This is a genomic window from Salmonella sp. A1325 (assembly GCF_056991255.1).
The window spans coordinates 186,579-209,450 of the sequence record NZ_JAMLWO010000006.1; the positions used below are offsets into that span (position 1 = coordinate 186,579).

The window sequence follows — 22,872 nt, forward strand, 5'->3', positions numbered from 1 at the left end:
CCGACGTTGCCTCCACCTTATCGAGAAAAGTTTTATCAAACAGGGTTGCAAATGAATAATCATCCATATAAAGTGAATTTTAATTCAATGAGAGGCCTAAGCCATGTGAGGGAAGTATGTCTACGTTTTACCAAAAACCTTTTTTAAAGTTACTTGATTTCACCGCCAGCGAACTCACTGCTCTGTTGCAGCTTGCCGCCAAACTGAAAGCCGATAAGAAAAACGGTAAAGAAGAACAAAAGCTGGTGGGTAAAAATATTGCGCTCATCTTCGAAAAAGACTCGACCCGGACACGATGCTCTTTCGAAGTTGCCGCATACGATCAGGGGGCGCGCGTGACGTACCTGGGCTCCAGCGGGAGCCAGATCGGCCATAAAGAGTCCATCAAAGATACTGCCCGCGTCCTGGGCCGGATGTTTGACGGTATTCAGTATCGAGGATATGGCCAGGAGATCGTCGAAACGCTGGCTGAATATTCCGGTGTGCCGGTATGGAACGGTTTAACCGATGAGTATCACCCAACGCAATTACTGGCGGATCTGCTCACCATGCAGGAACATCTGCCGGGTAAAGCCTTTAACGAGATGACGTTGGTCTATGCCGGAGACGCGCGTAATAACATGGGTAACTCCATGCTGGAAGCCGCCGCGTTAACAGGATTGGATCTCCGTCTGGTCGCGCCAAAAGCCTGCTGGCCGCAAGCCGCGTTAGTGGCGGAGTGCAGCGCCATGGCGAAAAAGAATGGCGGCGCCATCACCCTGACCGAAGATATCGCCTCGGGCGTAAAAGGCGCGGATTTTATCTATACCGATGTTTGGGTCTCTATGGGCGAACCCAAAGAGAAATGGGCGGAGCGTATTGCCCTGCTGCGTGATTATCAGGTCAACAGCCAGATGATGGCGTTAACCGGCAATCCGCAGGTTAAGTTCCTGCATTGTCTGCCTGCGTTCCATGATGACGAAACCACGCTTGGCAAAAAAATGGCCGAAGAGTACGGTTTACATGGCGGGATGGAAGTGACCGACGAGGTTTTTGAGTCTGCGGCCAGCATTGTCTTTGATGAAGCGGAAAACCGAATGCATACCATCAAAGCAGTAATGGTAGCGACGCTGTCTAAATAATGTCGTTATGATGCCGGATGGCGGTTGGCCTACAAGATCACAACGTGCAGGCGCCGCCATCCGGCACAAAATATTACGCTATCAGCATTTTCACAACCGCTTTACGTACCCGCGCCGGTTCTCCCACCGCGCACAGGGGCTTATGCACTTCGCCGGGATAAAACACCACAAAGTCACCTTCGTTCAGGACGACGGTTTTCTCGCCGACGCTCGTCGGTAAAAATGCAATGTCTTTATCCGCCAGCCAGTCAGTGTGCGGCGTTCCCGCAGGCCGGGTACTGAATGCCATCCCTTCCTGACCTTGTAGCACAATCTGAATATCAAGATAACGGGCGTGGTACTCTGCGCTGCGCGATTCGCCCGGCTCCGTCATATTTTCAGAAATCATATAAAACAGCCTGTCGCCGTCAATGTCATACTTACCTGGCGCGGTCGTTGCCGTGACATGCGCATTGACGTGCTCAATCGCCTGCCGTAACGCCGTCGGCAGCCAGGCCTCCAGATGTTCAATATTGCCAATAATCATCGCATCCCCTTAGTTAAAACAGCGTTTTATTTTTTCTCTTTATACGAGAAAAATGGCTGCCATACTACCCTTACGCTCATCGATTTTGCGCCAGCGCATGTTTATCGCCAGCGGTGTTTATATATTGTTAATAGTTCGCCCAACTTTATGCAGTACCTATGCATAAACCCCAGCGGCGCCAAATCGCCATCACTAACAACCCCTTGATATTAAAGGCGTTAACATAAAAACGTTTTAGCGATCACAATTCGCTCTTCCCGCATAAATGACTTCTATATCCATAGTTATTTTTAAATTATTTAAATATCCCCGATAATAAAATCCCCCTCACGCATAGTTATGCAATTCTCAAGAATAATCACTTTATTTTCAATTAGTTAAGATTTAAATATCATTCAATACAACAAACAAATAATTAACAATAAAAAAATAACAAACCATATAGCTGCGTAGTAATTCATTTAATGCCTTATTGTTTTTTGAATTTCTCTGACCCGGCTCATATATTAAGTAAGAAAAATAGCACTCCTTGATTGATGTGAATCTCATCACATTAACAACCCAAATAAAATTCAATCATTGCTCCCGAATTTAACTGAAACGCCGCGACTGCAAGCACGCTAAATATTTGCAGCCACTCCTTCTTTATTCTTGAAATTATGTAAAAGGTATAATGATGGAAAAGCATTTTGTCGGTTCTGAAATCGGTCAATTACGCAGCGTAATGTTGCATCGGCCCAATCTCAGCCTAAAAAGACTTACCCCTTCAAATTGTCAGGAATTACTTTTTGACGATGTATTATCCGTAGAGCGCGCTGGCGAAGAGCATGACATTTTTGCCAACACGCTGCGCCAGCAAGGGATAGAAGTGTTGCTGTTAACCGACCTGCTCACCCAAACGCTGGATGTGGCTGACGCTAAAGCCTGGCTACTGGGTACGCAAATTTCCGATTATCGCCTTGGGCCCACCTTTGCCGCAGATATTCGCGCCTGGCTGGCGGATATGCCGCACCGTGAACTGGCTCGCCATTTAAGCGGCGGTTTAACTTACGGCGAAATTCCCGCCTCCATAAAAAATATGGTGGTCGATACTCACGATATTAATGACTTTATTATGAAGCCATTACCGAATCACCTATTTACCCGTGACACGTCCTGCTGGATATATAACGGCGTCTCAATTAACCCCATGGCAAAACCTGCACGCCAACGTGAAACGAATAATTTACGTGCTATTTATCGCTGGCATCCTCAATTCGCAGGCGGTGATTTCATTAAATATTTCGGCGACGAGGACATTAATTACGACCACGCCACTTTAGAGGGCGGCGATGTGCTGGTGATTGGCCGCGGCGCGGTGTTGATCGGTATGTCTGAACGTACTACGCCGCAGGGCGTCGAGTTCCTGGCGCAGGCATTGTTTAAACATCGTCAGGCGGAACGCGTCATTGCCGTTGAACTGCCAAAACATCGCTCCTGTATGCACCTTGACACCGTCATGACCCACATTGATATCGACACCTTCTCCGTCTATCCGGAAGTCGTTCGCCCGGACGTTCAGTGCTGGACGCTGACGCCAGACGGACGCGGCGGTCTGAAACGAACCCAGGAGAGCACGCTGGTTCATGCTCTTGAAAAAGCGCTTGGCATCGATCAGGTGCGCTTAATCACCACTGGCGGCGACGCATTTGAAGCTGAGCGCGAACAGTGGAATGACGCCAATAACGTGCTCACCCTGCGTCCCGGCGTGGTGGTGGGCTATGAGCGCAACATCTGGACCAACGAAAAATACGACAAAGCCGGCATTACCGTCCTTCCCATTCCCGGCGATGAACTGGGTCGCGGGCGCGGAGGCGCACGCTGCATGAGCTGTCCACTGGAACGCGATGGTATTTAAAGGAGACGTTATGGAAAACAAACGCACACTGGTCGTCGCGCTGGGCGGCAATGCGCTGCTCAAACGCGGCGAACCGCTGGAGGCTGATATTCAGCGTAAAAATATCGAACTGGCGGCCAGAACCATCGCCCAGCTTACCCGGCAATGGCGCGTGGTATTAGTGCACGGCAACGGCCCACAGGTAGGACTGCTGGCGCTACAAAATAGCGCCTACGCTAACGTTACGCCCTACCCGCTCGATATTCTCGGTGCGGAAAGCCAGGGCATGATTGGCTACATGCTGCAACAGGCGCTGAAGAATCATCTGCCGGAGCGTGAAATCAGCGTCCTGCTCACCCAGGTCGAAGTCGATGCCAACGACCCGGCATTCCTCAATCCAACCAAATATATCGGACCGATTTACGACGAAGCGCAGGCCCGTGCGTTACAGGCAGAAAAGGGCTGGGTATTCAAAGCCGACGGTAACGCCTTCCGCCGCGTTGTGCCCTCCCCGCAGCCGAAACGCATTGTGGAAAACGATGCCATCCGCGCGCTGATTAGCCGCGATCACCTGGTTATCTGTAACGGCGGCGGCGGTGTACCGGTCGTGGAAAAAGCCGATGGCTACCACGGTATCGAGGCAGTGATCGACAAAGATCTGTCCGCCGCCCTGCTTGCCAGCCAAATTCACGCCGACGCGCTGCTCATTCTGACCGATGCCGACGCGGTGTATCTCGACTGGGGCAAGCCCACCCAGCGCCCGCTGGCGCAGGTTACGCCGGAGCTGCTTCGTGAAATGCAGTTCGACGCCGGTTCGATGGGCCCGAAAGTGACCGCCTGCGCTGAGTTTGTCAGCCATTGCCGCGGCATTGCCGGAATCGGCTCGCTGGCGGATGGGCAAGCCATTCTCGCGGGCGAGAAAGGCACTTTGATTCGGTGTGAAACCGCCGACGTTGACGCATAAGGCTTTTTACCGGATGGCGGCTTCCGCCTTATCCGGCCTACAGAGCGCACATAACCGTGGGCCGGATAAGCGCAGCGCCATCAGGCAATTCATTTTAACAAGGATATTGTAATGGTTATTACACTGAAAAATCGTAACTTTTTGAAGCTGCTTGACTACACTCCGGCGGAAATCCAACACCTCATCGATCTGGCTATTGAGCTGAAAGCCGCAAAAAAAGCCGGATGCGAAAAGCAAACACTGATCGGCAAAAACATCGCGCTGATTTTTGAAAAAACCTCTACCCGCACCCGATGCGCGTTTGAAGTCGCCGCTTTCGACCAGGGCGCGCAGGTGACTTATCTCGGCCCAAGCGGCTCGCAGATCGGCCATAAAGAGTCCATGAAAGATACTGCTCGCGTCCTGGGGCGGATGTATGACGGCATCGAATATCGCGGTTTTGGTCAACACATTGTGGAAGAGCTGGGGGAATACGCGGGCGTTCCCGTCTGGAACGGCCTGACCGATGAATTTCACCCCACCCAGATCCTGGCCGATCTGATGACCATGCTGGAACACGCGCCGGGTAAAACGCTGCCGGAACTGAGCTTCGCCTACCTGGGCGACGCGCGCAACAACATGGGCAACTCGCTGATGGTGGGCGCGGCGAAGATGGGCATGGATATCCGCCTGATAGCGCCAAAGTCCTTCTGGCCTGATGCCGCGCTGGTCGCGCAGTGCCGGGAAATCGCCAGCGTTACCGGCGCTCGTATCACCTTAACGGAGAGCGTTGAAGACGGTGTTCACGGTGTGGATTTCCTCTATACCGACGTCTGGGTCTCGATGGGAGAACCCAAAGAAGCCTGGGCGGAGCGCGTCAGTCTGATGACGCCATATCAGGTCAACCAGCAGGTGGTAAACGCTACCGGTAATCCTGATGTGAAGTTTATGCACTGCCTGCCCGCCTTCCATAACGAGCACACCAAAGTGGGACGCGAAATCGAAATGGCTTACGGCCTGAAAGGACTGGAGGTCACGGAAGAGGTGTTCGAGTCCGCAGGCTCGATAGTCTTCGATGAAGCGGAAAACCGGATGCACACCATCAAAGCGGTCATGGTGGCGACGCTCGGCGACTAATCCCACAGGATATGCGCCCTCGCGGCGCATATCCGTGATATCAGGAGAGAACATCATGGGTAAATTTAAATTTCCCACCGCTTATACCATCCTGTTTATTCTTATTGCCCTGGTCGCGGTGATGACCTGGATTGTGCCGGCGGGAAAATACCAAATGGCGATGAACGCCACGCTGGGAAAAGAGGTGCCGGTGGCGGGAACGTATGCCCCCGTGGACGCGCATCCGCAAGGGATTACCGCTGTTTTACTGGCGCCGATTGACGGCCTCTATAACCACGAAACCTACACCGCCGGCGCCATTGACGTCGCGCTGTTTGTCTTGATTATCGGCGGCTTTCTGGGGGTGGTGAATAAAACGGGGGCGATTGATGCCGGTATTGAACGGGTAACAGTCAAACTCAACGGCAAAGATGAGTGGATGATCCCCATTCTGATGGCGCTGTTCGCCGCAGGCGGCACTATCTATGGCATGGCGGAGGAGTCGTTACCCTTCTACACGCTGCTGGTGCCGGTTATGATGGCGGCCCGCTTCGATTCGTTAGTGGCGGCGGCAACCGTACTGCTCGGCGCCGGGATAGGCACGCTCGGTTCGACCATTAACCCTTTCGCCACGGTCATTGCCGCCAACGCCGCTGGCATCCCTTTTACTCAGGGAATGCTGATGCGCGTACTGCTGTTAATTGTCGGCTACGTACTGTGCGTGTTTTGGGTAATGCGCTATGCGCGCAAAGTCCGCGCCCATCCTGAGCTTTCTATCGTGGCGGATAAAATGGAGGAAAATCGCGCCCATTTCCTCGGCAATCGCGCCAATACACTGCTGGAGTTTACGGCTACCCGGAAATGGGTGCTGCTGATCTTCGCCTCCTCTTTCGCGGTGATGATTTACGGCGTGGCGGTTCTCGGCTGGTGGATGGCGGAAATCTCCGGCGTTTTTCTGGCGGCGGCGATTATCGTTGGCGTGATAACGCGGATGGGCGAGGAAGCGTTCACCAGTACCTTTATCGACGGCGCGCGGGATTTGCTCGGCGTGGCGCTAATTATTGGTATCGCGCGCGGCATTGTGGTGGTCATGGATAACGGTATGATTACCCATACTATTTTGCACAGCGCGGAAAATCTGGTTTCCGGCCTCTCTACCACCATTTTCATAAACGTAACCTACTGGCTGGAAGTATTGCTCTCCTTCCTGGTGCCCTCCTCTTCCGGTCTTGCCGTATTGACAATGCCCATTATGGCGCCGTTAGCGGATTTTGCCCACGTACAGCGGGATTTGGTCGTAACCGCCTACCAGTCGGCCTCCGGGATTGTGAACCTGGTTACTCCCACCTCCGCCGTGGTCATGGGCGGTCTGGCGATCGCGCGGGTTCCCTATGTCCGCTATCTGAAATGGGTCGCGCCGCTGTTGCTGATCCTGACATTGCTGAATATGGCGGTACTGAGCATCGGAGCGATGATGTAACGAGCCAGATGGCGACGCGTCTTATCCGAGAGAACTGATAAGCACAGCGCCATCAGGCACGCCGTCACCTTTTTTGATCGGCTTCTCATTTTCCTGCAAAACCGCCCGATTGATCCGCAATCGATGTGACAAATGTGATGAATTTCGCCAGTCCGTTGATATTAATAATAAAGATAAGGTGCATTTATGAAGGAATACGATGATTACTCCGCCAAAGAACAACAGCAACTGGCGGTTTGTCAGCGCCTGATTAGTGAAAAAAGTTACCTGTCCCAGGAGGAGATTCGCCGCGATTTACAAAATGAGGGATTTGAAGGTATCAGTCAGTCTACGGTTTCGCGCCTGCTCAAGCTGCTGGGCGCAATAAAAATCAGAAATACGAAGGGACAAAAGATTTATTCCGTAAATCCCCAGCGGCGTCCTTCGCCGGATGCCGGACGTTCAATAGCTGAAATGGTCGTCAGCGTTGAACATAATAGCGAATTTATCCTTATCCATACGGCGGCAGGTTATGGTCGCGCCGTCGCGAGAATTCTGGATTACCACGCATTGCCGGAAATTCTCGGCGTCGTTGCCGGTAGCAGTATTGTCTGGGTCGCACCGCGGGTCGTTCAGCGCACGGCGCTGGTACACAAACAAATTAATTATTTGCTTAAAATGAATTTAAATTCATAAGAACCGTTTGCGACAAGTAAATCATGCATTAATTCGCTTGATCCCAAAACAGAGCTGAGTATAATCGCGGACAATTTGCCGGGAGGAAGCATGGTTCAGTGTGTACGACATTCTGTCTTACCGCGTCTGAAAAAAGACGCAGGCCTGCCGTTTTTCTTTCCGTTGAAAACCAATACCAAGCCCCTCAATTGAGGGGCTTTTTTTTGCCCAGGCGTCAGGAGATAAACATGGCTAACCCGCTATATCAAAAACATATCATTTCCATAAACGACCTCAGCCGCGACGATCTTAATCTGGTACTGGCGACGGCGGCGAAATTAAAAGCCAACCCGCAGCCGGAGCTATTGAAACATAAAGTGATCGCCAGCTGCTTTTTCGAAGCCTCCACGCGTACCCGCCTGTCGTTTGAAACTTCAATGCATCGCCTGGGCGCCAGCGTAGTGGGCTTCTCCGACAGCGCCAACACGTCGCTGGGGAAAAAAGGAGAAACGTTAGCCGACACGATCTCAGTGATTAGCACTTACGTGGACGCGATTGTGATGCGCCATCCGCAAGAAGGCGCGGCACGTCTGGCGACGGAGTTTTCCGGTCAGGTGCCGGTGCTCAATGCGGGCGACGGTTCAAACCAGCATCCGACGCAGACCCTGTTGGATCTGTTCACCATCCAGGAAACGCAGGGCCGTCTGGATAACCTGCATATCGCGATGGTCGGCGATCTGAAATATGGCCGCACCGTGCATTCGCTAACCCAGGCGCTGGCGAAATTTAGCGGCAACCGTTTTTATTTTATCGCGCCGGACGCGCTGGCGATGCCGCAGTACATTCTGGATATGCTGGATGAAAAAGGAATGGCCTGGAGCCTGCATGGTTCTATTGAAGAGGTCATGGCCGACGTCGACATCCTCTATATGACTCGCGTACAGAAAGAGCGTCTCGACCCGTCCGAGTACGCCAATGTGAAGGCGCAGTTTGTTCTGCGCGCCAGCGACCTGAACGGCGCGCGTGAAAATATGAAAGTGCTGCACCCGCTGCCGCGGATTGATGAAATCACCACGGATGTGGATAAAACGCCACACGCCTGGTACTTCCAACAGGCGGGCAACGGTATTTTCGCTCGCCAGGCGTTACTGGCGTTGGTACTGAATAGCGAACTGAGTCTGTAAGGGAGAAAAGCGATGACACACGATAACAAACTGCAGGTTGAAGCCATTAAATGCGGCACCGTGATTGACCATATCCCTGCGCAGGTAGGCTTTAAACTGCTGAGTCTGTTTAAATTGACCGAGACCGATCAGCGAATCACTATCGGTCTGAATCTCCCGTCTGGCGAGATGGGGCGTAAAGACTTAATCAAAATAGAAAACACCTTCCTCACCGATGAGCAGGTTAACCAACTTGCTCTGTACGCGCCGCAGGCCACCGTTAACCGCATCGACAACTACGACGTAGTCGGGAAATCACGCCCCAGCCTGCCGGAGCGTATTAATAATGTGCTGGTTTGCCCGAACAGCAACTGCATCAGCCACGCGGAACCGGTATCCTCCAGCTTTGCAGTGAAAAAACGCGCCAATGATATCGCCCTCAAATGCAAATACTGTGAAAAAGAGTTTTCGCATAATGTGGTGCTGGCCAACTAATGGGGGTTGGTTATGAGATCCCGGCTCCCTATAATGAGCGGGGACATTCTATTACCGCTGTAATTCAGGAGAAATCATGAGCAAAACTATTGCGACGGAAAATGCACCAGCAGCAATCGGCCCATACGTACAGGGCGTTGACCTGGGTAGCATGGTAATCACTTCCGGTCAGATTCCGGTTGATCCGAAAACCGGTGCCGTAGCGGAAGACGTATCCGCTCAGGCACGTCAGTCGCTGGAAAACGTTAAAGCTATCGTGGAAGCCGCTGGCCTGAAAGTAGGCGACATTGTGAAAACGACCGTCTTCGTGAAAGACCTTAACGACTTTGCGACCGTCAACGCCACCTACGAAGCCTTCTTCACCGAGCACAACGCCACCTTCCCGGCGCGTTCCTGCGTGGAAGTTGCCCGTCTGCCGAAAGACGTGAAAATTGAGATTGAAGCGATCGCTGTTCGTCGCTAACGCTCGTTTATAGATAGTGGCCGGATGGCGCTATCGCTTATTCGGCCTGGTATGCCATCCAGGCCGATAATGCACAATACTTCGACGCTTACTGCCAGCCATAACGTCGGCTGTAAAACCCTTTCACCAACTGGGTTAACGTCATATAGCCCGCCAGAATGGCAATCAGCCACGGGAAATAGCTTAACGGCAGCGCCTGCAATTGCAGGTAAGACGCCAGCGGCGAAAACGGCAACGAAACTCCCACGACCATCACCAACAATGTCATCGCCATCAGCGGCCAGGCGGCGCGACTTTGAATAAACGGCAGACGACGGGTACGGATCATATGCACAATCAGCGTTTGCGACAGTAATCCCACCACAAACCAGCCGGACTGGAACAAAGTTTGCGTTTCTGGCGTATTCGCATGAAATACCCACCACATCAGACAAAAGGTCAAAATGTCGAAAATCGAGCTGATCGGACCGAAAAAGACCATAAAGCGCCCCAAATCCGCCGGATTCCAGCGCTGCGGCTTTTGAATTTGTTCTTCATCGACATTATCAAACGGAATCGCCACCTGGGATACATCGTACAGTAGGTTTTGAATCAGCAAGTGCAGCGGCAGCATTGGCAGGAACGGCAAAAAGGCGCTCGCTACCAGCACGCTAAACACGTTACCGAAATTTGAGCTGGCCGTCATCTTGATATATTTCAACATATTAGAAAAAGTACGACGACCTTCAATGACGCCTTCTTCCAGCACCATCAGGCTCTTTTCCAGCAGAATAATATCGGCGGCTTCACGGGCGATGTCCACCGCGCCATCTACCGAGATACCAATATCCGCCGCCCGCAACGCCGGGGCATCGTTAATCCCGTCGCCCATAAAACCGACCACATGCCCCTCGCGTTTGAGCAAAGTGACGATGCGCTCTTTATGCATCGGCGTCAGACGCGCAAACAACGTCGTACGGGCGGCCAGCGCCGCCAGCGCGTCGTCGCTTAACCCTTCAATATCACTGCCAATAACGACATCGCCCGCATCCAGCCCAACTTCATGGCAAACTTTCGCCGCTACCAGCTCGCTGTCGCCGGTGAGAATTTTCACCGTAATTCCGCTCGCCTTCAGCGCTTTCAGCGCCGGCGCGGTGGTCTCTTTCGGCGGATCGAGAAAAGCAATATACCCTTCCAGGATCAGGTCAGATTCATCGATACGCTGGTAATCGCCCTCACGCGCAGGCAGGTATTTGGTCGCGACGGCGACCACGCGTAGCCCCTGACGGTTCAGCGTGTCGGTAACGCGTTTCACCCGGCGCAGCATATTGTCGTCCAGCGGCACAATATCGCCGTTGTGGCGCACCTGAGTACACACGTTCAGGATCTCCTGTAACGCGCCTTTGCAGACCAGTTGATGCACGTTCGAATCTTCGGCGACCACCACCGACATCCGGCGACGCTCAAAATCAAACGGGATCTCATCGATTTTCTGCCAGCGTCCGGAGAGCTGACGCGCGGCGGTTTCGTCTACTCCCTCCAGGACCGCCGTATCCAGTAAATTTTTTAGACCGGTCTGATAATGGCTGTTCAGCCAGGCACAATGCAGTACATGCTCGCTGGGCTTACCAGAAATATCCGTATGATTCTCCAGCACAATTTTGTCCTGCGTCAGAGTGCCGGTTTTATCGGTGCACAGAATATCCATCGCGCCGAAGTTCTGAATCGCATCAAGGTGCTTCACGATAACTTTCTGTTTCGAGAGCTTCACCGCCCCGCGCGCGAGGGTGGAGGTGACGATCATCGGCAACATTTCCGGGGTGAGTCCTACCGCGACCGAAAGCGCAAATAGCGCCGCTTCCCACCAGTCACCTTTCGTGTAACCATTAATAATCAGTACTACCGGCGCCATGACCAGCATAAAGCGGATCAGCAACATGCTGACGCGGCTAATTCCTTTCTGGAAAGCGTTCTGCTCGTTATCTTGTTCCGACACGCGCCCCGCCAATTGACCAAACCAGGTGTCGGCGCCGGTCGCCATCACCACGGCCTGCGCCGTTCCGCTCACGACGTTCGTCCCCATAAAGCACAGCGTGTCGCACTCAAGCGGGTTATTTTGCCGGGGCTCACGCGTCGCGGCGACTTTCTCGACCGGCAGAGATTCGCCGGTCAGCGACGCCTGGGCGACAAACAGATCGCGCGCCTGGATAATCCGTAAATCCGCCGGGATCATATCCCCCGCCGCCAGCTTAATAATATCGCCGGGCACCAGTTGATCGATGGGTAATTCCAGCCAGGCGTTTTCGCCATTTTCATTAATAACCCGCAGTACGGTAGCGGTATTACTCACCATCGCTTTTAGCGCGTCCGCCGCTTTCGTCGAGCGCGCTTCCTGCACAAAATTCAGCAGCGTTGAGATACCGACCATCAGGGCGATAACGCCTGCGGCAAACAGATCCTCCGTGGCATAAGAAATGCCGCCAAGAATCGTGAGTAAGATGTTGAAAGGATTGCGATAACATACCCACAGATGCACCCACCACGGCGAGGGTTTCTGTGCCGGAAGGCGGTTTTCGCCATGCTTTTCACGCGCGCGCGTCACCTCGGCGGCGTTTAATCCCTCCGGGTGCGTATCAAAAACGCGCCAGAGCGTCTCCTGCTCCATTGCCGCGACTTTCAGACAGCGCTCGCTCAGCGAAGGCGGGATAGTCGCATTTACCGCGGTCTGCGCGCCGGGCAGCGGATCGCGGTGAACCAGACGATAAGGCAAATGACGATTAAGCCGGGCAAAAAGCTGGCGGGTAATGGTTTTTAGCATAGGTAATCCCTCCGCACCGAAGTCAGGCGCAGAAAATTCTTCAGGCACGGCAAAGCCTTGCCCGATGAGCAATGTTTAAATAAAAACAGGGACGTTATTGTGTCACTGTCTTACACACCGGTAAGACAGCAGAGGCAGGCTTACCGGAAAAGGAAAATTCTCCATCGCGGGAGAGGGGTGGGTTCAGGGTCCATGTCGCCTCCGGTAAGTAAACGATTTGCGCCGTGGATTATACTCATAAATCCATAAGTTTTGTGGCAATTATGGCGGTATCATACCGTTACGTAATTAAACCAACGATAAACCAGACTTTGCCCATTGCCCTTCGCTTGAGTAAAGTTACTCTTTTTATCACCATCAGCGTCACGCCACGGGAAAACAGGATGCAAAACCGGCTCACTATCAAAGACATCGCCCGCCTGAGCGGCGTAGGGAAATCAACTGTTTCCCGCGTGCTTAACAATGAAAGCGGCGTAAGCGAACGTACCCGCGAGCGTGTCGAAGCGGTGATGAATCAACACGGTTTCTCTCCGTCCCGCTCCGCCCGCGCGATGCGGGGACAAAGCGATAAAGTGGTCGCTATTATCGTCACTCGCCTTGATTCGTTGTCTGAAAACCTCGCGGTTCAGACCATGCTGCCTGCGTTTTATGAACAGGGCTACGACCCTATTATGATGGAAAGTCAGTTCTCGCCGACGCTGGTAATGGAACATCTGGGCATGCTCAGACGACGTAACATTGATGGCGTGGTGCTGTTTGGCTTTACCGGCATCACAGAAGAGTTGATCGCCCCCTGGAAAGCCTCGCTGGTGCTGCTGGCAAGAGATGCGCAAGGTTTTGCCTCCGTCTGTTACGACGACGAGGGCGCGATTCATATCCTTATGCAGCGGCTGTATGAGCAGGGACACCGCAACATTAGCTTTCTGGGCGTTCCCCATAGCGATATTACCACCGGCAAACGTCGGCATGACGCATACCTGGCGTTTTGCAAAAAACATAAACTTCATCCCGTCGCCGCCCTGCCCGGTCTTGCCATGAAGCAGGGCTATGAGCATACGGCAAGTGTCATCATGCCGGATACCACCGCGTTAGTCTGCGCCACCGATACGCTGGCGTTGGGCGCCAGTAAGTATTTACAGGAGCAACGTATTGAGACGCTGCAACTGGCAAGCGTCGGAAACACGCCGCTGATAAAATTCCTGCACCCGGAGATCGTCACTGTCGATCCCGGCTATGCTGAAGCCGGACGGCAGGCGGCTTCGCAGCTGATCGAACAGATCAATGGCCGCTGCGATCCGCGCCGGATCGTCATTCCTTCTACCCTCGCCTGAGTGACTGATTAAACGAAATACCACGAGTAATTTGTGATCGTCGCTGCGTTTCGGGAACGTTCCCATTTTTAAACCAACGTTGAAGAGATACTCTTGCGCCAACCCATAACATACCTCCTCTGCCATGAGGCTTTACGATGAGCAAAGTAAAACAAGCCGATATCGACCGGCTGGTTGACCTGGTTGGCGGGCGCGACAACATCGCCACGGTGAGCCACTGCATTACTCGCCTGCGCTTTGTGCTCCACCAGCCCGCGAACGCCAGGCCAAAAGAGATCGAACAATTACCGATGGTTAAAGGCTGTTTCACCAACGCCGGGCAGTTTCAGGTGGTGATCGGCACCGAAGTCGGCGATTACTATAACGCGCTGCTGGAGACCACCGGCAAAGCGTATGCCGATAAAGAGCAGGCCAAAAAAGCCGCTCGCCAGAACATGAAATGGCATGAGCAGTTAATTTCCCACTTTGCGGAGATCTTCTTTCCGCTACTACCGGCGTTGATCAGCGGCGGTTTGATCTTAGGCTTTCGTAACGTGATCGGCGATGTGCCGATGAGCAACGGCCAAACGCTGGCGCAGATGCATCCGGCGCTAAAAACGCTTTATGATTTTTTATGGTTGATCGGCGAAGCGATCTTTTTCTATCTGCCGGTGGGGATCTGCTGGTCGGCGGTGAAAAAAATGGGCGGCACGCCGATTCTTGGTATCGTGCTCGGCGTGACGCTGGTGTCGCCGCAGTTGATGAATGCGTATCTGCTGGGCCAGCAAACGCCGGACGTCTGGAACTTCGGCGTATTTAGCATTGAGAAAGTGGGCTACCAGGCGCAGGTTATCCCGGCGCTACTGGCAGGGCTGGCGCTTGGGTTTATTGAAACGCGGTTGAAACGCATCGTACCGGATTATCTCTACCTGGTCGTCGTCCCGGTTTGTTCGTTGATACTGGCCGTCTTTCTCGCCCACACCTTTATCGGCCCCTTTGGTCGTATGATCGGCGACGGCGTGGCCTTTGCGGTACGTTATCTGATGACCGGCAGTTTCGCCCCGATAGGCGCGGCGCTGTTCGGCTTCCTGTATGCCCCGTTGGTCATTACCGGTGTCCACCAGACAACGCTCGCTATCGATATGCAGATGATCCAGAGCATGGGCGGTACGCCAGTCTGGCCGCTGATTGCGCTGTCGAATATCGCGCAGGCCTCCGCCGTGGTGGGCATCATCATCTCCAGCCGTAAACACAATGAACGCGAGATCTCCGTTCCTGCCGCCATTTCCGCTTACCTTGGGGTAACCGAACCGGCGATGTACGGTATCAACCTGAAGTATCGTTTTCCGATGCTATGCGCGATGATCGGCTCTGGTCTGGCGGGACTGCTCTGCGGTCTGAACGGCGTCATCGCCAACGGTATCGGCGTGGGCGGCCTGCCGGGTATCCTGTCTATACCGCCGCGCTACTGGCAGGTGTACGGCATGGCGATGGTTATCGCGATCGTGATCCCGGTGATTCTGACCACCTTTATCTATCAGCGTAAGCATCGTCAGGGCACATTACAAATTGTCTAATACTTCTTCGGGGCGCAGTTGCGTCCCAACGCACTTGCAGGAAACAACAATGACTATTCCCCTCTGGTGGCAAAACGGCGTTATTTATCAGATCTACCCGAAAAGTTTTCAGGACACGACCGGCAGCGGCACCGGCGATTTACGCGGCGTCACGCAGCACCTTGACTATCTACAGCGACTCGGCGTAGATGCCATCTGGCTCACGCCGTTTTATATCTCGCCGCAGGTGGATAACGGTTATGACGTCGCAAATTATACGGCCATCGACCCGACCTACGGCACGCTGGATGATTTTGACGAGCTGGTCGCGCAGGCGAAAGCACGCGGTATTCGCATCATCCTGGATATGGTGTTTAACCATACTTCTACCCAGCACGCCTGGTTTCGCGAAGCGCTGAACAAAGAGAGCCCATACCGTCAGTTTTATATCTGGCGCGATGGCACGCCGGATGTCTGCCCGAATAACTGGCAATCCAAATTTGGCGGCAGCGCCTGGCGCTGGCATAACCAGAGCGAACAATATTATTTACACCTTTTCGCGCCTGAACAGGCCGACCTGAACTGGGAAAACCCCGCCGTGCGCGCCGAGCTGAAAAAGGTCTGCGAATTCTGGGCCAATCGCGGCGTGGATGGCCTGCGTCTGGACGTGGTGAACCTGATCGCCAAAGATCAGGATTTTCCTGACGATCCGACGGGCGACGGACGCCGCTTTTATACCGACGGACCGCGCGCGCATACGTTTTTACGCGAAATGAACCGTGACGTTTTTACGCCGCGTAATCTGATGACGGTAGGCGAAATGTCCTCTACCACGCTGGAAAACTGCCAGCAATATGCCGCGCTTAGCGGCGACGAACTCTCGATGACCTTCAATTTTCATCATCTGAAGGTGGATTACCCCAATGGCGAAAAGTGGACGCTGGCAAAACCTGATTATGTGGCGCTGAAAGCGTTGTTCCGCCACTGGCAACAGGGAATGCATAACGTCGCCTGGAACGCGTTATTCTGGTGTAATCACGATCAGCCGCGCATCGTTTCCCGCTTTGGCGACGAGGGTGAATACCGGGTTCCAGCCGCGAAAATGTTGGCGATGGCGCTGCACGGTATGCAAGGGACGCCTTATATCTATCAGGGCGAAGAAATCGGCATGACCAACCCACACTTTACCCGCATCACCGATTATCGCGACGTGGAAAGCCATAACATGTTTGCCGCGCTACGCGCCGCCGGACGCGACCCCGACGAACTACTGGCTATCCTGGCCAGTAAATCCCGCGACAACAGCCGCACGCCGATGCAGTGGGACAACGGTAAAAACGCCGGTTTCACCCAGGGCGAGCCGTGGATAAGCCTGTGCGATAACTATACGGAGGTTAATGTCGCGGCGGCATTACGCGATGAAAACTCGGTGTTTTACACCTATCAAAAGCTGATTGCGCTACGTAAAACCCAGCCTGTACTGATCTGGGGCGATTATCAGGATCTCCTCCCGGATAGCCCATCAGTATGGTGTTATCGCCGCCAGTGGCAGGGGCAAGCCCTGCTGGTTGTCGCCAATCTGAGCGACCAGTGCCAGGAGTGGCATCCGTCGCATATCAAAGGACAGTGGCAGGCGCTACTGCACAATTATGGCGAGGTCGCCAGCCAGCCAGCCGCGATGACGCTCCGCCCATTTGAAGCCATCTGGTGGTTACAACGCTAACGCGACGTCCTTATACGGATAAACGCCACAAACCTATTGACACGGGCTGTGGCGTTGCTCCAGGTTACTGTCTGTTTTTGTTGAATAATTAATCAGATTTTTCTTGCTATCTTTTACAAACGCTACAGCGCCCGCCATCTGTACGCTCTGATTTTTACCTTGTTCTACATCAATAAAATTGCAAACATCCTTGATGCAAATCACTACATATAGACTTTAAAATGCACGCCGACCCAATATGTTGTATTAATTGACTACAATTGCTACAACACCTGTTCACTCGACACAAGGTGAATTGTGGATAACCTGGGTCAGGATTGCGGGAAGTCGTTGGAAAAGAGATGAATAAACCTGTTATGGCTTCCCCGGCCTCTGTGGATAACCTGTTCTTACAAATATGGAGTGATCATGACACCGCATGTGATGAAACGAGATGGCTGTAAAGTGCCATTCAAATCAGAGCGCATTAAGGAAGCCATTCTACGTGCAGCTAAAGCAGCGGGAGTCGATGACGCAGATTACTGTGCCACCGTCGCAGAAGTCGTTAGCAGCCAAATGAACGCACGCAGTCAGGTGGATATTAACGAGATCCAGACTGCGGTTGAAAACCAACTGATGTCCGGCCCGTACAAACAGCTTGCCCGCGCCTACATCGAATACCGTCACGATCGCGACATTCAGCGTGAAAAGCGTGGTCGTCTGAACCAGGAAATTCGCGGCCTGGTAGAGCAAACTAACTCCGCGTTGCTCAATGAAAACGCCAACAAAGACAGTAAAGTCATTCCCACCCAGCGCGATTTGCTGGCCGGGATTGTCGCCAAACACTATGCCCGCCAGCACCTGTTGCCGCGTGACGTAGTACAAGCGCATGAGCGCGGCGATATCCACTATCACGATCTCGACTATTCGCCGTTCTTCCCGATGTTCAACTGTATGTTGATCGACCTGAAAGGCATGTTGACCCAGGGCTTTAAGATGGGTAACGCCGAGATCGAACCGCCAAAATCTATCTCTACCGCCACTGCCGTTACCGCGCAGATTATCGCGCAGGTCGCCAGCCATATTTATGGCGGCACCACCATTAACCGTATCGACGAAGTGCTGGCGCCGTTTGTCACCGAAAGCTATAACAAGCACCGCAAAACCGCCGATGAGTGGCAGATCCCGGATGCCGAAGGGTATGCGCGTTCTCGCACCGAAAAAGAGTGCTACGACGCGTTCCAGTCGCTGGAATACGAAGTTAACACGCTGCACACCGCTAACGGCCAGACGCCTTTCGTGACCTTTGGTTTTGGCCTCGGCACCAGTTGGGAGTCGCGTCTGATCCAGGCGTCTATTTTGCGTAACCGTATCGCCGGTCTGGGTAAAAATCGCAAAACCGCCGTGTTCCCGAAACTGGTCTTCGCTATCCGCGACGGTTTGAACCACAAGTTTGGCGATCCGAACTACGACATTAAACAACTGGCGCTGGAGTGCGCGAGCAAGCGCATGTATCCGGACATCCTCAACTACGATCAGGTGGTCAAAGTCACCGGTTCGTTCAAAACGCCAATGGGCTGCCGCAGCTTCCTCGGCGTGTGGGAGAACGAAAACGGCGAGCAGATCCACGACGGTCGTAACAACCTGGGCGTGATTAGCCTTAACCTGCCGCGCATCGCGCTGGAAGCAAAAGGCGACGAAACCGCATTCTGGAGACTGCTGGATGAACGTCTGGCGCTGGCGCGGAAGGCGCTGATGACCCGTATCGCCCGCCTTGAAGGCGTGAAAGCCCGCGTCGCGCCTATCCTGTATATGGAAGGCGCCTGCGGCGTGCGGCTGAAAGCGGACGACGACGTGTCTGAAATCTTTAAAAATGGTCGTGCGTCCATCTCTCTGGGCTACATTGGTATCCATGAAACCATTAACGCGCTGTTCGGCGGCGAGCACCTGTACGACAGCGAGCAGCTTCGCGCTAAAGGCATCGCGATTGTGGAGCGTCTGCGCCAGGCCGTGGATCAGTGGAAAGAAGAGACCGGCTACGGCTTTAGTCTGTACAGCACGCCAAGTGAAAACCTCTGTGACCGCTTCTGCCGTCTGGATACCGCCGAGTTCGGCGTGGTGCCGGGCGTAACCGATAAAGGTTACTACACCAACAGCTTCCACCTCGACGTGGAGAAGAAGGTCAACCCGTACGACAAAATCGATTTCGAAGCACCGTATCCGCCGCTGGCGAACGGGGGCTTCATTTGCTACGGCGAATACCCGAACATTCAGCACAACCTGAAAGCGCTGGAAGATGTCTGGGATTACAGCTATCAGCATGTACCGTATTACGGCACCAACACGCCGATCGATGAATGCTACGAGTGCGGCTTTACCGGCGAGTTCGAATGTACCAGTAAAGGTTTCACCTGCCCGAAATGCGGCAACCACGACGCCGCGCGCGTCTCGGTCACCCGCCGCGTGTGCGGTTATTTAGGCAGCCCGGACGCGCGTCCGTTTAACGCCGGCAAGCAGGAAGAAGTGAAGCGCCGCGTGAAGCATTTAGGCAATGGGCAGATCGGTTAATTTCCGTTTGCAAAGACCGTAGGCCTGATAAGACGCAATCGCGTCGTCATCAGGCATCACAATGTTGCCGGATGCGGTGCAAGCACCTTATCCGGCCTACATGCTTTCTGGACACCCGCTATGCGCTACCACCAATACTACCCCGTAGACATCGTTAACGGCCCCGGCACCCGCTGCACCCTGTTTGTGTCAGGGTGCGTGCATGAATGCCCTGGCTGCTATAACAAAAGCACCTGGCGGCTCAATTCCGGCCAGCCGTTTACCAAAGAGATGGAAGATAAGATCATTGCCGATCTGAACGACACGCGCATTCACCGTCAGGGGATCTCGCTGTCGGGCGGCGATCCGTTGCATCCGCAAAACGTACCGGATATCCTGGCACTGGTACAACGCATCCACGCGGAGTGCCCGGGGAAAGATATCTGGGTGTGGACCGGCTACAAGCTCGATGAACTCAACGCCGCGCAGATGCAGGTGGTCGATCTCATCAACGTGCTGGTCGATGGCAAATTTGTGCAGGATCTGAAAGACCCAGCGCTTATCTGGCGCGGTAGCAGCAACCAGGTAGTGCATCATTTGCGTTGATCGCTAAAGCCGTTTGTTTGCATCGTGATAGACGGCTGAATGTTCTCGCTTGCCGACCGCGACAACAAACACAATCACAACGTCATCCCGAACCTGGTACACCAGACGATAACCGGACGATTTAAGCTTAATTTTATAGCAGTCAGGAAGACCGTTTAAACGGGCAGAGTCGATTCTGGGGTTCAATAGCACATCAGCCAACTTTTTCTTAAGCTGAGCCTTCACCGTATCGCCCAGCTTATGCCACTCTTTTAAGGCCCTCGGGTCGAATTCCAGTTCATAAGTCATCCAGACTAACCTTGATTCCCTTTTGCGGGCTAGACAGCCTCTCCCGAACTGTCTGAATCAGTGCATCCTCACTGTCGCTAAGAGTGACGGTTTTCACTGGCATGCGCCCCGTTTCCGCGACGTACTGGAACAGTAATCGCACGGCTTCCGTTGGAGTAATGTTCAGTTTTTCCAGCACGGCATAAGCCTCATTTTTGAGTTTGTCATCCAGACGGACGTTCAGCGTGGCCATTATGCCTCCAGTAAAATCGAATGTGTAATGCAGTTTAGCATTACATTCGCATTACATCGAATTCTGGATAACGCCTCTCAAAAACGACTCACGCACTCCATCGCGACCGTTTTAAATTGCGTAAAATTCTGGCATGCGCAGAGGCGCGTCATGGCGCGTTCGCGCAGGAAAGTGACGAAAATATCGTAGATGGCCATCGCCTCTTCATATTCACTTTTGCTGATGGCGAGTAAAAAAATAACGTGCGCCGTTTCGTCACCCCAGGCAATCCCCTGTGGCGCGAGCACCGTATAAACCACCGTTTTCTTCGCCAGCAGCCCCAGCGCGTGTGGCAAGGCAATCCCGTCGCCTAATAACGTACTGACGATAGCTTCACGTTCAATAACCGAATCGAGAAACGCCGCATCAACAAAGCCTTCCTCATGCAACTGATCGCACAGCGTTTTAAACAGCGTCTGTTGATCTATTTCCCCCTCCACGATGCGAAAATGCGAGGCATCGAAATATTTATCCAGCATCCACGGACGGGTTCTGTCCACCAGCACCAGCTTACCGATCTGCTCCAATTGATAGTCAGTAGGAAAGGGCGCGATCATGATGACCGGCTTATCTTTTTCGCCGATCCGCGCTGTGGAAATCACAAAATCCTCCACAATACTGTCCCGCGCCTCATAGTCGCGTAGCGTCAAAGTGCGGGCTATCTCAATCTGCGGGTATTTCCGCGCCAGTACCGCTTCAATCATCCGCACCATCGCATTACCAGCATCACACACCAGCAGTACCTGCGGCTGCCGCTGGTAGCCAATGTTGTAACTACGTTCCAGCCCAACGCCAATATGCAGCACCAGAAAACCGATTTCGTTTTCGCTAATGGTATACGGCGTGTATTTTCCCCAACTCGATATCGCCGCCAATGTCATATCCCACGCCATCGGATAGTGCTGCTTAATATTTTCCAGTAGTGGGTTGGGGATCATGATCTGGTAGCGCACGCGGGTGATCATCGTTTTGATGTGGGTCAGCAAGTCCGCGTGAAGCTGTTTATCATTCAATAGGTTATAGTTGTACTGGGTATTAATAAAATTGAGGATATAGCGCACCAGCGCCTCTTCATCATCGGCATTAATGGCGCTGGGGGCAATCTCCTGTACCTGGCGGGCGGCAATATGCACCTTCAGCCAGCTTACTTCCGGCTCCGACAGCGGCTTGTCGGCCAGCTGTTGTAGTAGCTCCGCAATCTCATGCGCCGCATGGCGCACCTTTTCATCGACCTCCTCCGCCACGCATTCCGATAACGGATACCCCTCGCGAATACGCCGTACCGCCACCGCGCAGTATAAACGCAGAAACAGCTCGCTCTCATCGGTCAGGCGGATTTGACAATGAGAGAAAATATCCGGCAAAAGAGACTGCAGCCGTTGAGACACCTCGGTGTTCAGCGTGGTACTAACAATTAACGGATGGGAGGGCTCCTGCTGCGCCAGCGTCCATAAAAGGTCGGTCAGACAGGCGCGAATCGCCATCTCTCCGCCAAACAGTTTCATGCCATGACGCGGACGCGTTTCCAGCGTCAGATGATAACGCAGCAAATGCTCGCGCACGTCCGCCATGTCGTTCTGCAGCGTCGCACGGCTGACAAACCATTCATCTGCCAAATCCTCCAGCTTCAGCGAGAAGGCGGAGGTTAAAAAACGCGCCAGCAAATAGTGTATCCGCTCCTGGCTGGTGCGCGGACCGCGCGCCAGGGCGGGAGATTGCTGCGTTTGCAGGGATTGATAACGTGCCGGATCATCAATTTTGAGCTGATACCCGTTGCCGCGGCTGAGAGTAAATTGCGCGCCATGCGGCGTCAGCAACATGTTCAGCGCGGCGATATCCGCCCGAACGGTACGCGTGGAGACCGACAACCGCTGCGCCAGCTCATCCTGCGGCAGCGTCTCGTTTTGCAGCATCGCAAATAGCTGCGCTAAACGTTGGTTGGGGAATCGCACGTCTCT

The 22,872-nt window shown here is 53.5% G+C and carries 22 protein-coding genes and 1 pseudogene; 16 read left to right on the forward strand and 7 right to left on the reverse strand.

Annotation, left to right across the window (positions count from 1 at the left end; translation table 11 throughout):
• The first annotated feature begins 51 nt into the window (after nucleotides 1–51).
• Together argL and argF (NAZ64_RS13940) are read left to right on the forward strand one after the other, a co-directional pair.
• Nucleotides 52–147 carry a putative translational regulatory protein ArgL gene (argL, locus tag NAZ64_RS13935; protein ID WP_223148976.1) on the forward strand — a complete coding sequence of 32 codons (96 nt, stop codon included), beginning with the start codon at nucleotides 52–54 and terminating at the stop codon, nucleotides 145–147.
• Entirely contained in the window at nucleotides 117–1,121 is a 1,005-nt protein-coding gene (gene argF / locus NAZ64_RS13940) for an ornithine carbamoyltransferase (RefSeq protein WP_000103041.1), read from the forward strand. The genes argL and argF (NAZ64_RS13940) overlap by 31 nt, the downstream gene beginning before the upstream one ends.
• Before the next feature lie 73 nt (nucleotides 1,122–1,194).
• On the opposite strand, the gene NAZ64_RS13945 is transcribed toward argF (NAZ64_RS13940), so the two are convergent.
• A complete protein-coding gene (locus tag NAZ64_RS13945) occupies nucleotides 1,195–1,647 on the reverse strand; it encodes a YhcH/YjgK/YiaL family protein (protein ID WP_001647361.1) in 453 nt (150 codons plus the stop codon).
• 676 nt (nucleotides 1,648–2,323) lie between these two features.
• On the opposite strand from NAZ64_RS13945, the gene arcA reads away from it, so the two are divergent.
• The 5 genes from arcA (at nucleotide 2,324) to NAZ64_RS13970 (ending at nucleotide 7,737) form a co-directional block, all read left to right on the forward strand.
• Nucleotides 2,324–3,544, forward strand: a complete 1,221-nt coding sequence (gene arcA / locus NAZ64_RS13950; RefSeq protein WP_220569923.1) for an arginine deiminase — start codon at nucleotides 2,324–2,326, stop codon at nucleotides 3,542–3,544.
• Between the two features lie 10 nt (nucleotides 3,545–3,554).
• A complete protein-coding gene (gene arcC / locus NAZ64_RS13955; RefSeq protein ID WP_000428751.1) occupies nucleotides 3,555–4,487 on the forward strand; it encodes a carbamate kinase in 933 nt (310 codons plus the stop codon).
• A gap of 111 nt (nucleotides 4,488–4,598) precedes the next feature.
• Nucleotides 4,599–5,603 (forward strand): ornithine carbamoyltransferase, encoded by a 1,005-nt coding sequence (argF, locus tag NAZ64_RS13960; RefSeq protein ID WP_023243272.1) that lies wholly within the window; start codon nucleotides 4,599–4,601, stop codon nucleotides 5,601–5,603.
• Nucleotides 5,604–5,658: 55 nt separating this feature from the next.
• Nucleotides 5,659–7,062 (forward strand): YfcC family protein, encoded by a 1,404-nt coding sequence (locus NAZ64_RS13965; protein ID WP_131046668.1) that lies wholly within the window; start codon nucleotides 5,659–5,661, stop codon nucleotides 7,060–7,062.
• 186 nt (nucleotides 7,063–7,248) lie between these two features.
• Nucleotides 7,249–7,737 carry an arginine repressor gene (locus tag NAZ64_RS13970; protein ID WP_000666051.1) on the forward strand — a complete coding sequence of 163 codons (489 nt, stop codon included), beginning with the start codon at nucleotides 7,249–7,251 and terminating at the stop codon, nucleotides 7,735–7,737.
• Here the strand turns inward: NAZ64_RS13970 and NAZ64_RS13975 are convergent.
• Nucleotides 7,707–7,848: pseudogene (locus NAZ64_RS13975) on the reverse strand (hypothetical protein). The gene NAZ64_RS13970 and the pseudogene NAZ64_RS13975 sit on opposite strands and share 31 nt — an antisense overlap.
• Between NAZ64_RS13975 and pyrL the strand changes: the two are divergent.
• From pyrL to ridA, 4 genes are all read left to right on the forward strand, one after another.
• On the forward strand, nucleotides 7,828–7,929 hold the full coding sequence (gene pyrL / locus NAZ64_RS13980; RefSeq protein ID WP_000249504.1) for a pyr operon leader peptide: 102 nt from the start codon (nucleotides 7,828–7,830) through the stop codon (nucleotides 7,927–7,929). The pseudogene NAZ64_RS13975 and the gene pyrL overlap by 21 nt on opposite strands.
• A 35-nt stretch (nucleotides 7,930–7,964) precedes the next feature.
• Nucleotides 7,965–8,900, forward strand: coding sequence for an aspartate carbamoyltransferase (gene pyrB, locus NAZ64_RS13985; RefSeq protein ID WP_000013055.1), 936 nt, complete (start codon nucleotides 7,965–7,967; stop codon nucleotides 8,898–8,900).
• A 12-nt stretch (nucleotides 8,901–8,912) separates the two neighbouring features.
• Nucleotides 8,913–9,374, forward strand: coding sequence for an aspartate carbamoyltransferase regulatory subunit (pyrI, locus tag NAZ64_RS13990; RefSeq protein ID WP_000148566.1), 462 nt, complete (start codon nucleotides 8,913–8,915; stop codon nucleotides 9,372–9,374).
• 76 nt (nucleotides 9,375–9,450) lie between these two features.
• Nucleotides 9,451–9,837, forward strand: a complete 387-nt coding sequence (ridA, locus tag NAZ64_RS13995) for a 2-iminobutanoate/2-iminopropanoate deaminase (RefSeq protein WP_000047544.1) — start codon at nucleotides 9,451–9,453, stop codon at nucleotides 9,835–9,837.
• Between the two features lie 88 nt (nucleotides 9,838–9,925).
• Here the strand turns inward: ridA and mgtA are convergent, their stop codons facing one another.
• The gene (mgtA, locus tag NAZ64_RS14000; protein ID WP_000920858.1) at nucleotides 9,926–12,634 is read right to left on the reverse strand and encodes a magnesium-translocating P-type ATPase; all 2,709 of its coding nucleotides are present in this window, start codon (nucleotides 12,632–12,634) and stop codon (nucleotides 9,926–9,928) included.
• 140 nt (nucleotides 12,635–12,774) lie between these two features.
• Nucleotides 12,775–12,873: a mgtA regulatory leader peptide MgtL gene (mgtL, locus tag NAZ64_RS14005; protein ID WP_131046669.1), complete on the reverse strand. Its 99-nt coding sequence runs from the start codon at nucleotides 12,871–12,873 to the stop codon at nucleotides 12,775–12,777.
• A gap of 144 nt (nucleotides 12,874–13,017) precedes the next feature.
• Here mgtL and treR point away from each other — a divergent pair, with 144 nt between their 5' ends.
• The 5 genes from treR to nrdG all read left to right on the forward strand — a co-directional run bounded on the left by treR (nucleotide 13,018) and on the right by nrdG (nucleotide 20,355).
• The gene (treR, locus tag NAZ64_RS14010) at nucleotides 13,018–13,965 is read left to right on the forward strand and encodes a trehalose operon repressor TreR (protein WP_001181297.1); all 948 of its coding nucleotides are present in this window, start codon (nucleotides 13,018–13,020) and stop codon (nucleotides 13,963–13,965) included.
• A 137-nt stretch (nucleotides 13,966–14,102) separates the two neighbouring features.
• Nucleotides 14,103–15,521, forward strand: coding sequence for a PTS trehalose transporter subunit IIBC (treB, locus tag NAZ64_RS14015; protein WP_134945096.1), 1,419 nt, complete (start codon nucleotides 14,103–14,105; stop codon nucleotides 15,519–15,521).
• Between the two features lie 49 nt (nucleotides 15,522–15,570).
• The gene (gene treC / locus NAZ64_RS14020; RefSeq protein WP_220569453.1) at nucleotides 15,571–17,223 is read left to right on the forward strand and encodes an alpha,alpha-phosphotrehalase; all 1,653 of its coding nucleotides are present in this window, start codon (nucleotides 15,571–15,573) and stop codon (nucleotides 17,221–17,223) included.
• Nucleotides 17,224–17,631: 408 nt separating this feature from the next.
• Nucleotides 17,632–19,770 (forward strand): anaerobic ribonucleoside-triphosphate reductase, encoded by a 2,139-nt coding sequence (gene nrdD, locus NAZ64_RS14025; RefSeq protein WP_220569454.1) that lies wholly within the window; start codon nucleotides 17,632–17,634, stop codon nucleotides 19,768–19,770.
• A gap of 120 nt (nucleotides 19,771–19,890) precedes the next feature.
• Nucleotides 19,891–20,355: an anaerobic ribonucleoside-triphosphate reductase-activating protein gene (nrdG, locus tag NAZ64_RS14030; RefSeq protein WP_001268859.1), complete on the forward strand. Its 465-nt coding sequence runs from the start codon at nucleotides 19,891–19,893 to the stop codon at nucleotides 20,353–20,355.
• Between the two features lie 3 nt (nucleotides 20,356–20,358).
• On the opposite strand, the gene NAZ64_RS14035 is transcribed toward nrdG, so the two are convergent.
• The 3 genes from NAZ64_RS14035 to NAZ64_RS14045 all read right to left on the reverse strand — a co-directional run bounded on the left by NAZ64_RS14035 (nucleotide 20,359) and on the right by NAZ64_RS14045 (nucleotide 22,866).
• Nucleotides 20,359–20,643 (reverse strand): type II toxin-antitoxin system RelE family toxin, encoded by a 285-nt coding sequence (locus tag NAZ64_RS14035; protein ID WP_000220578.1) that lies wholly within the window; start codon nucleotides 20,641–20,643, stop codon nucleotides 20,359–20,361.
• On the reverse strand, nucleotides 20,633–20,875 hold the full coding sequence (locus NAZ64_RS14040; RefSeq protein WP_000212724.1) for a type II toxin-antitoxin system RelB/DinJ family antitoxin: 243 nt from the start codon (nucleotides 20,873–20,875) through the stop codon (nucleotides 20,633–20,635). The genes NAZ64_RS14035 and NAZ64_RS14040 overlap by 11 nt, the downstream gene beginning before the upstream one ends.
• A 77-nt stretch (nucleotides 20,876–20,952) precedes the next feature.
• Nucleotides 20,953–22,866: a BglG family transcription antiterminator gene (locus tag NAZ64_RS14045; RefSeq protein WP_001212135.1), complete on the reverse strand. Its 1,914-nt coding sequence runs from the start codon at nucleotides 22,864–22,866 to the stop codon at nucleotides 20,953–20,955.
• Nucleotides 22,867–22,872 lie beyond the last annotated feature (6 nt).

Coding starts and splice junctions, on each gene's coding strand:
- mgtL (WP_131046669.1), bottom strand. CDS start 12,873: ATGAGTATAATCCACGGCGCAAATCGTTTACTTACCGGAGGCGACATG.
- NAZ64_RS13945 (WP_001647361.1), bottom strand. CDS start 1,647: ATGATTATTGGCAATATTGAACATCTGGAGGCCTGGCTGCCGACGGCG.
- NAZ64_RS13970 (WP_000666051.1), top strand. CDS start 7,249: ATGAAGGAATACGATGATTACTCCGCCAAAGAACAACAGCAACTGGCG.
- arcA (WP_220569923.1), top strand. CDS start 2,324: ATGGAAAAGCATTTTGTCGGTTCTGAAATCGGTCAATTACGCAGCGTA.
- NAZ64_RS14035 (WP_000220578.1), bottom strand. CDS start 20,643: ATGACTTATGAACTGGAATTCGACCCGAGGGCCTTAAAAGAGTGGCAT.
- NAZ64_RS14040 (WP_000212724.1), bottom strand. CDS start 20,875: ATGGCCACGCTGAACGTCCGTCTGGATGACAAACTCAAAAATGAGGCT.
- pyrL (WP_000249504.1), top strand. CDS start 7,828: ATGGTTCAGTGTGTACGACATTCTGTCTTACCGCGTCTGAAAAAAGAC.
- argF (WP_000103041.1), top strand. CDS start 117: ATGTCTACGTTTTACCAAAAACCTTTTTTAAAGTTACTTGATTTCACC.
- pyrI (WP_000148566.1), top strand. CDS start 8,913: ATGACACACGATAACAAACTGCAGGTTGAAGCCATTAAATGCGGCACC.
- ridA (WP_000047544.1), top strand. CDS start 9,451: ATGAGCAAAACTATTGCGACGGAAAATGCACCAGCAGCAATCGGCCCA.
- pyrB (WP_000013055.1), top strand. CDS start 7,965: ATGGCTAACCCGCTATATCAAAAACATATCATTTCCATAAACGACCTC.
- treC (WP_220569453.1), top strand. CDS start 15,571: ATGACTATTCCCCTCTGGTGGCAAAACGGCGTTATTTATCAGATCTAC.
- NAZ64_RS13965 (WP_131046668.1), top strand. CDS start 5,659: ATGGGTAAATTTAAATTTCCCACCGCTTATACCATCCTGTTTATTCTT.
- nrdD (WP_220569454.1), top strand. CDS start 17,632: ATGACACCGCATGTGATGAAACGAGATGGCTGTAAAGTGCCATTCAAA.
- argF (WP_023243272.1), top strand. CDS start 4,599: ATGGTTATTACACTGAAAAATCGTAACTTTTTGAAGCTGCTTGACTAC.
- argL (WP_223148976.1), top strand. CDS start 52: ATGAATAATCATCCATATAAAGTGAATTTTAATTCAATGAGAGGCCTA.
- treB (WP_134945096.1), top strand. CDS start 14,103: ATGAGCAAAGTAAAACAAGCCGATATCGACCGGCTGGTTGACCTGGTT.
- nrdG (WP_001268859.1), top strand. CDS start 19,891: ATGCGCTACCACCAATACTACCCCGTAGACATCGTTAACGGCCCCGGC.
- treR (WP_001181297.1), top strand. CDS start 13,018: ATGCAAAACCGGCTCACTATCAAAGACATCGCCCGCCTGAGCGGCGTA.
- mgtA (WP_000920858.1), bottom strand. CDS start 12,634: ATGCTAAAAACCATTACCCGCCAGCTTTTTGCCCGGCTTAATCGTCAT.
- arcC (WP_000428751.1), top strand. CDS start 3,555: ATGGAAAACAAACGCACACTGGTCGTCGCGCTGGGCGGCAATGCGCTG.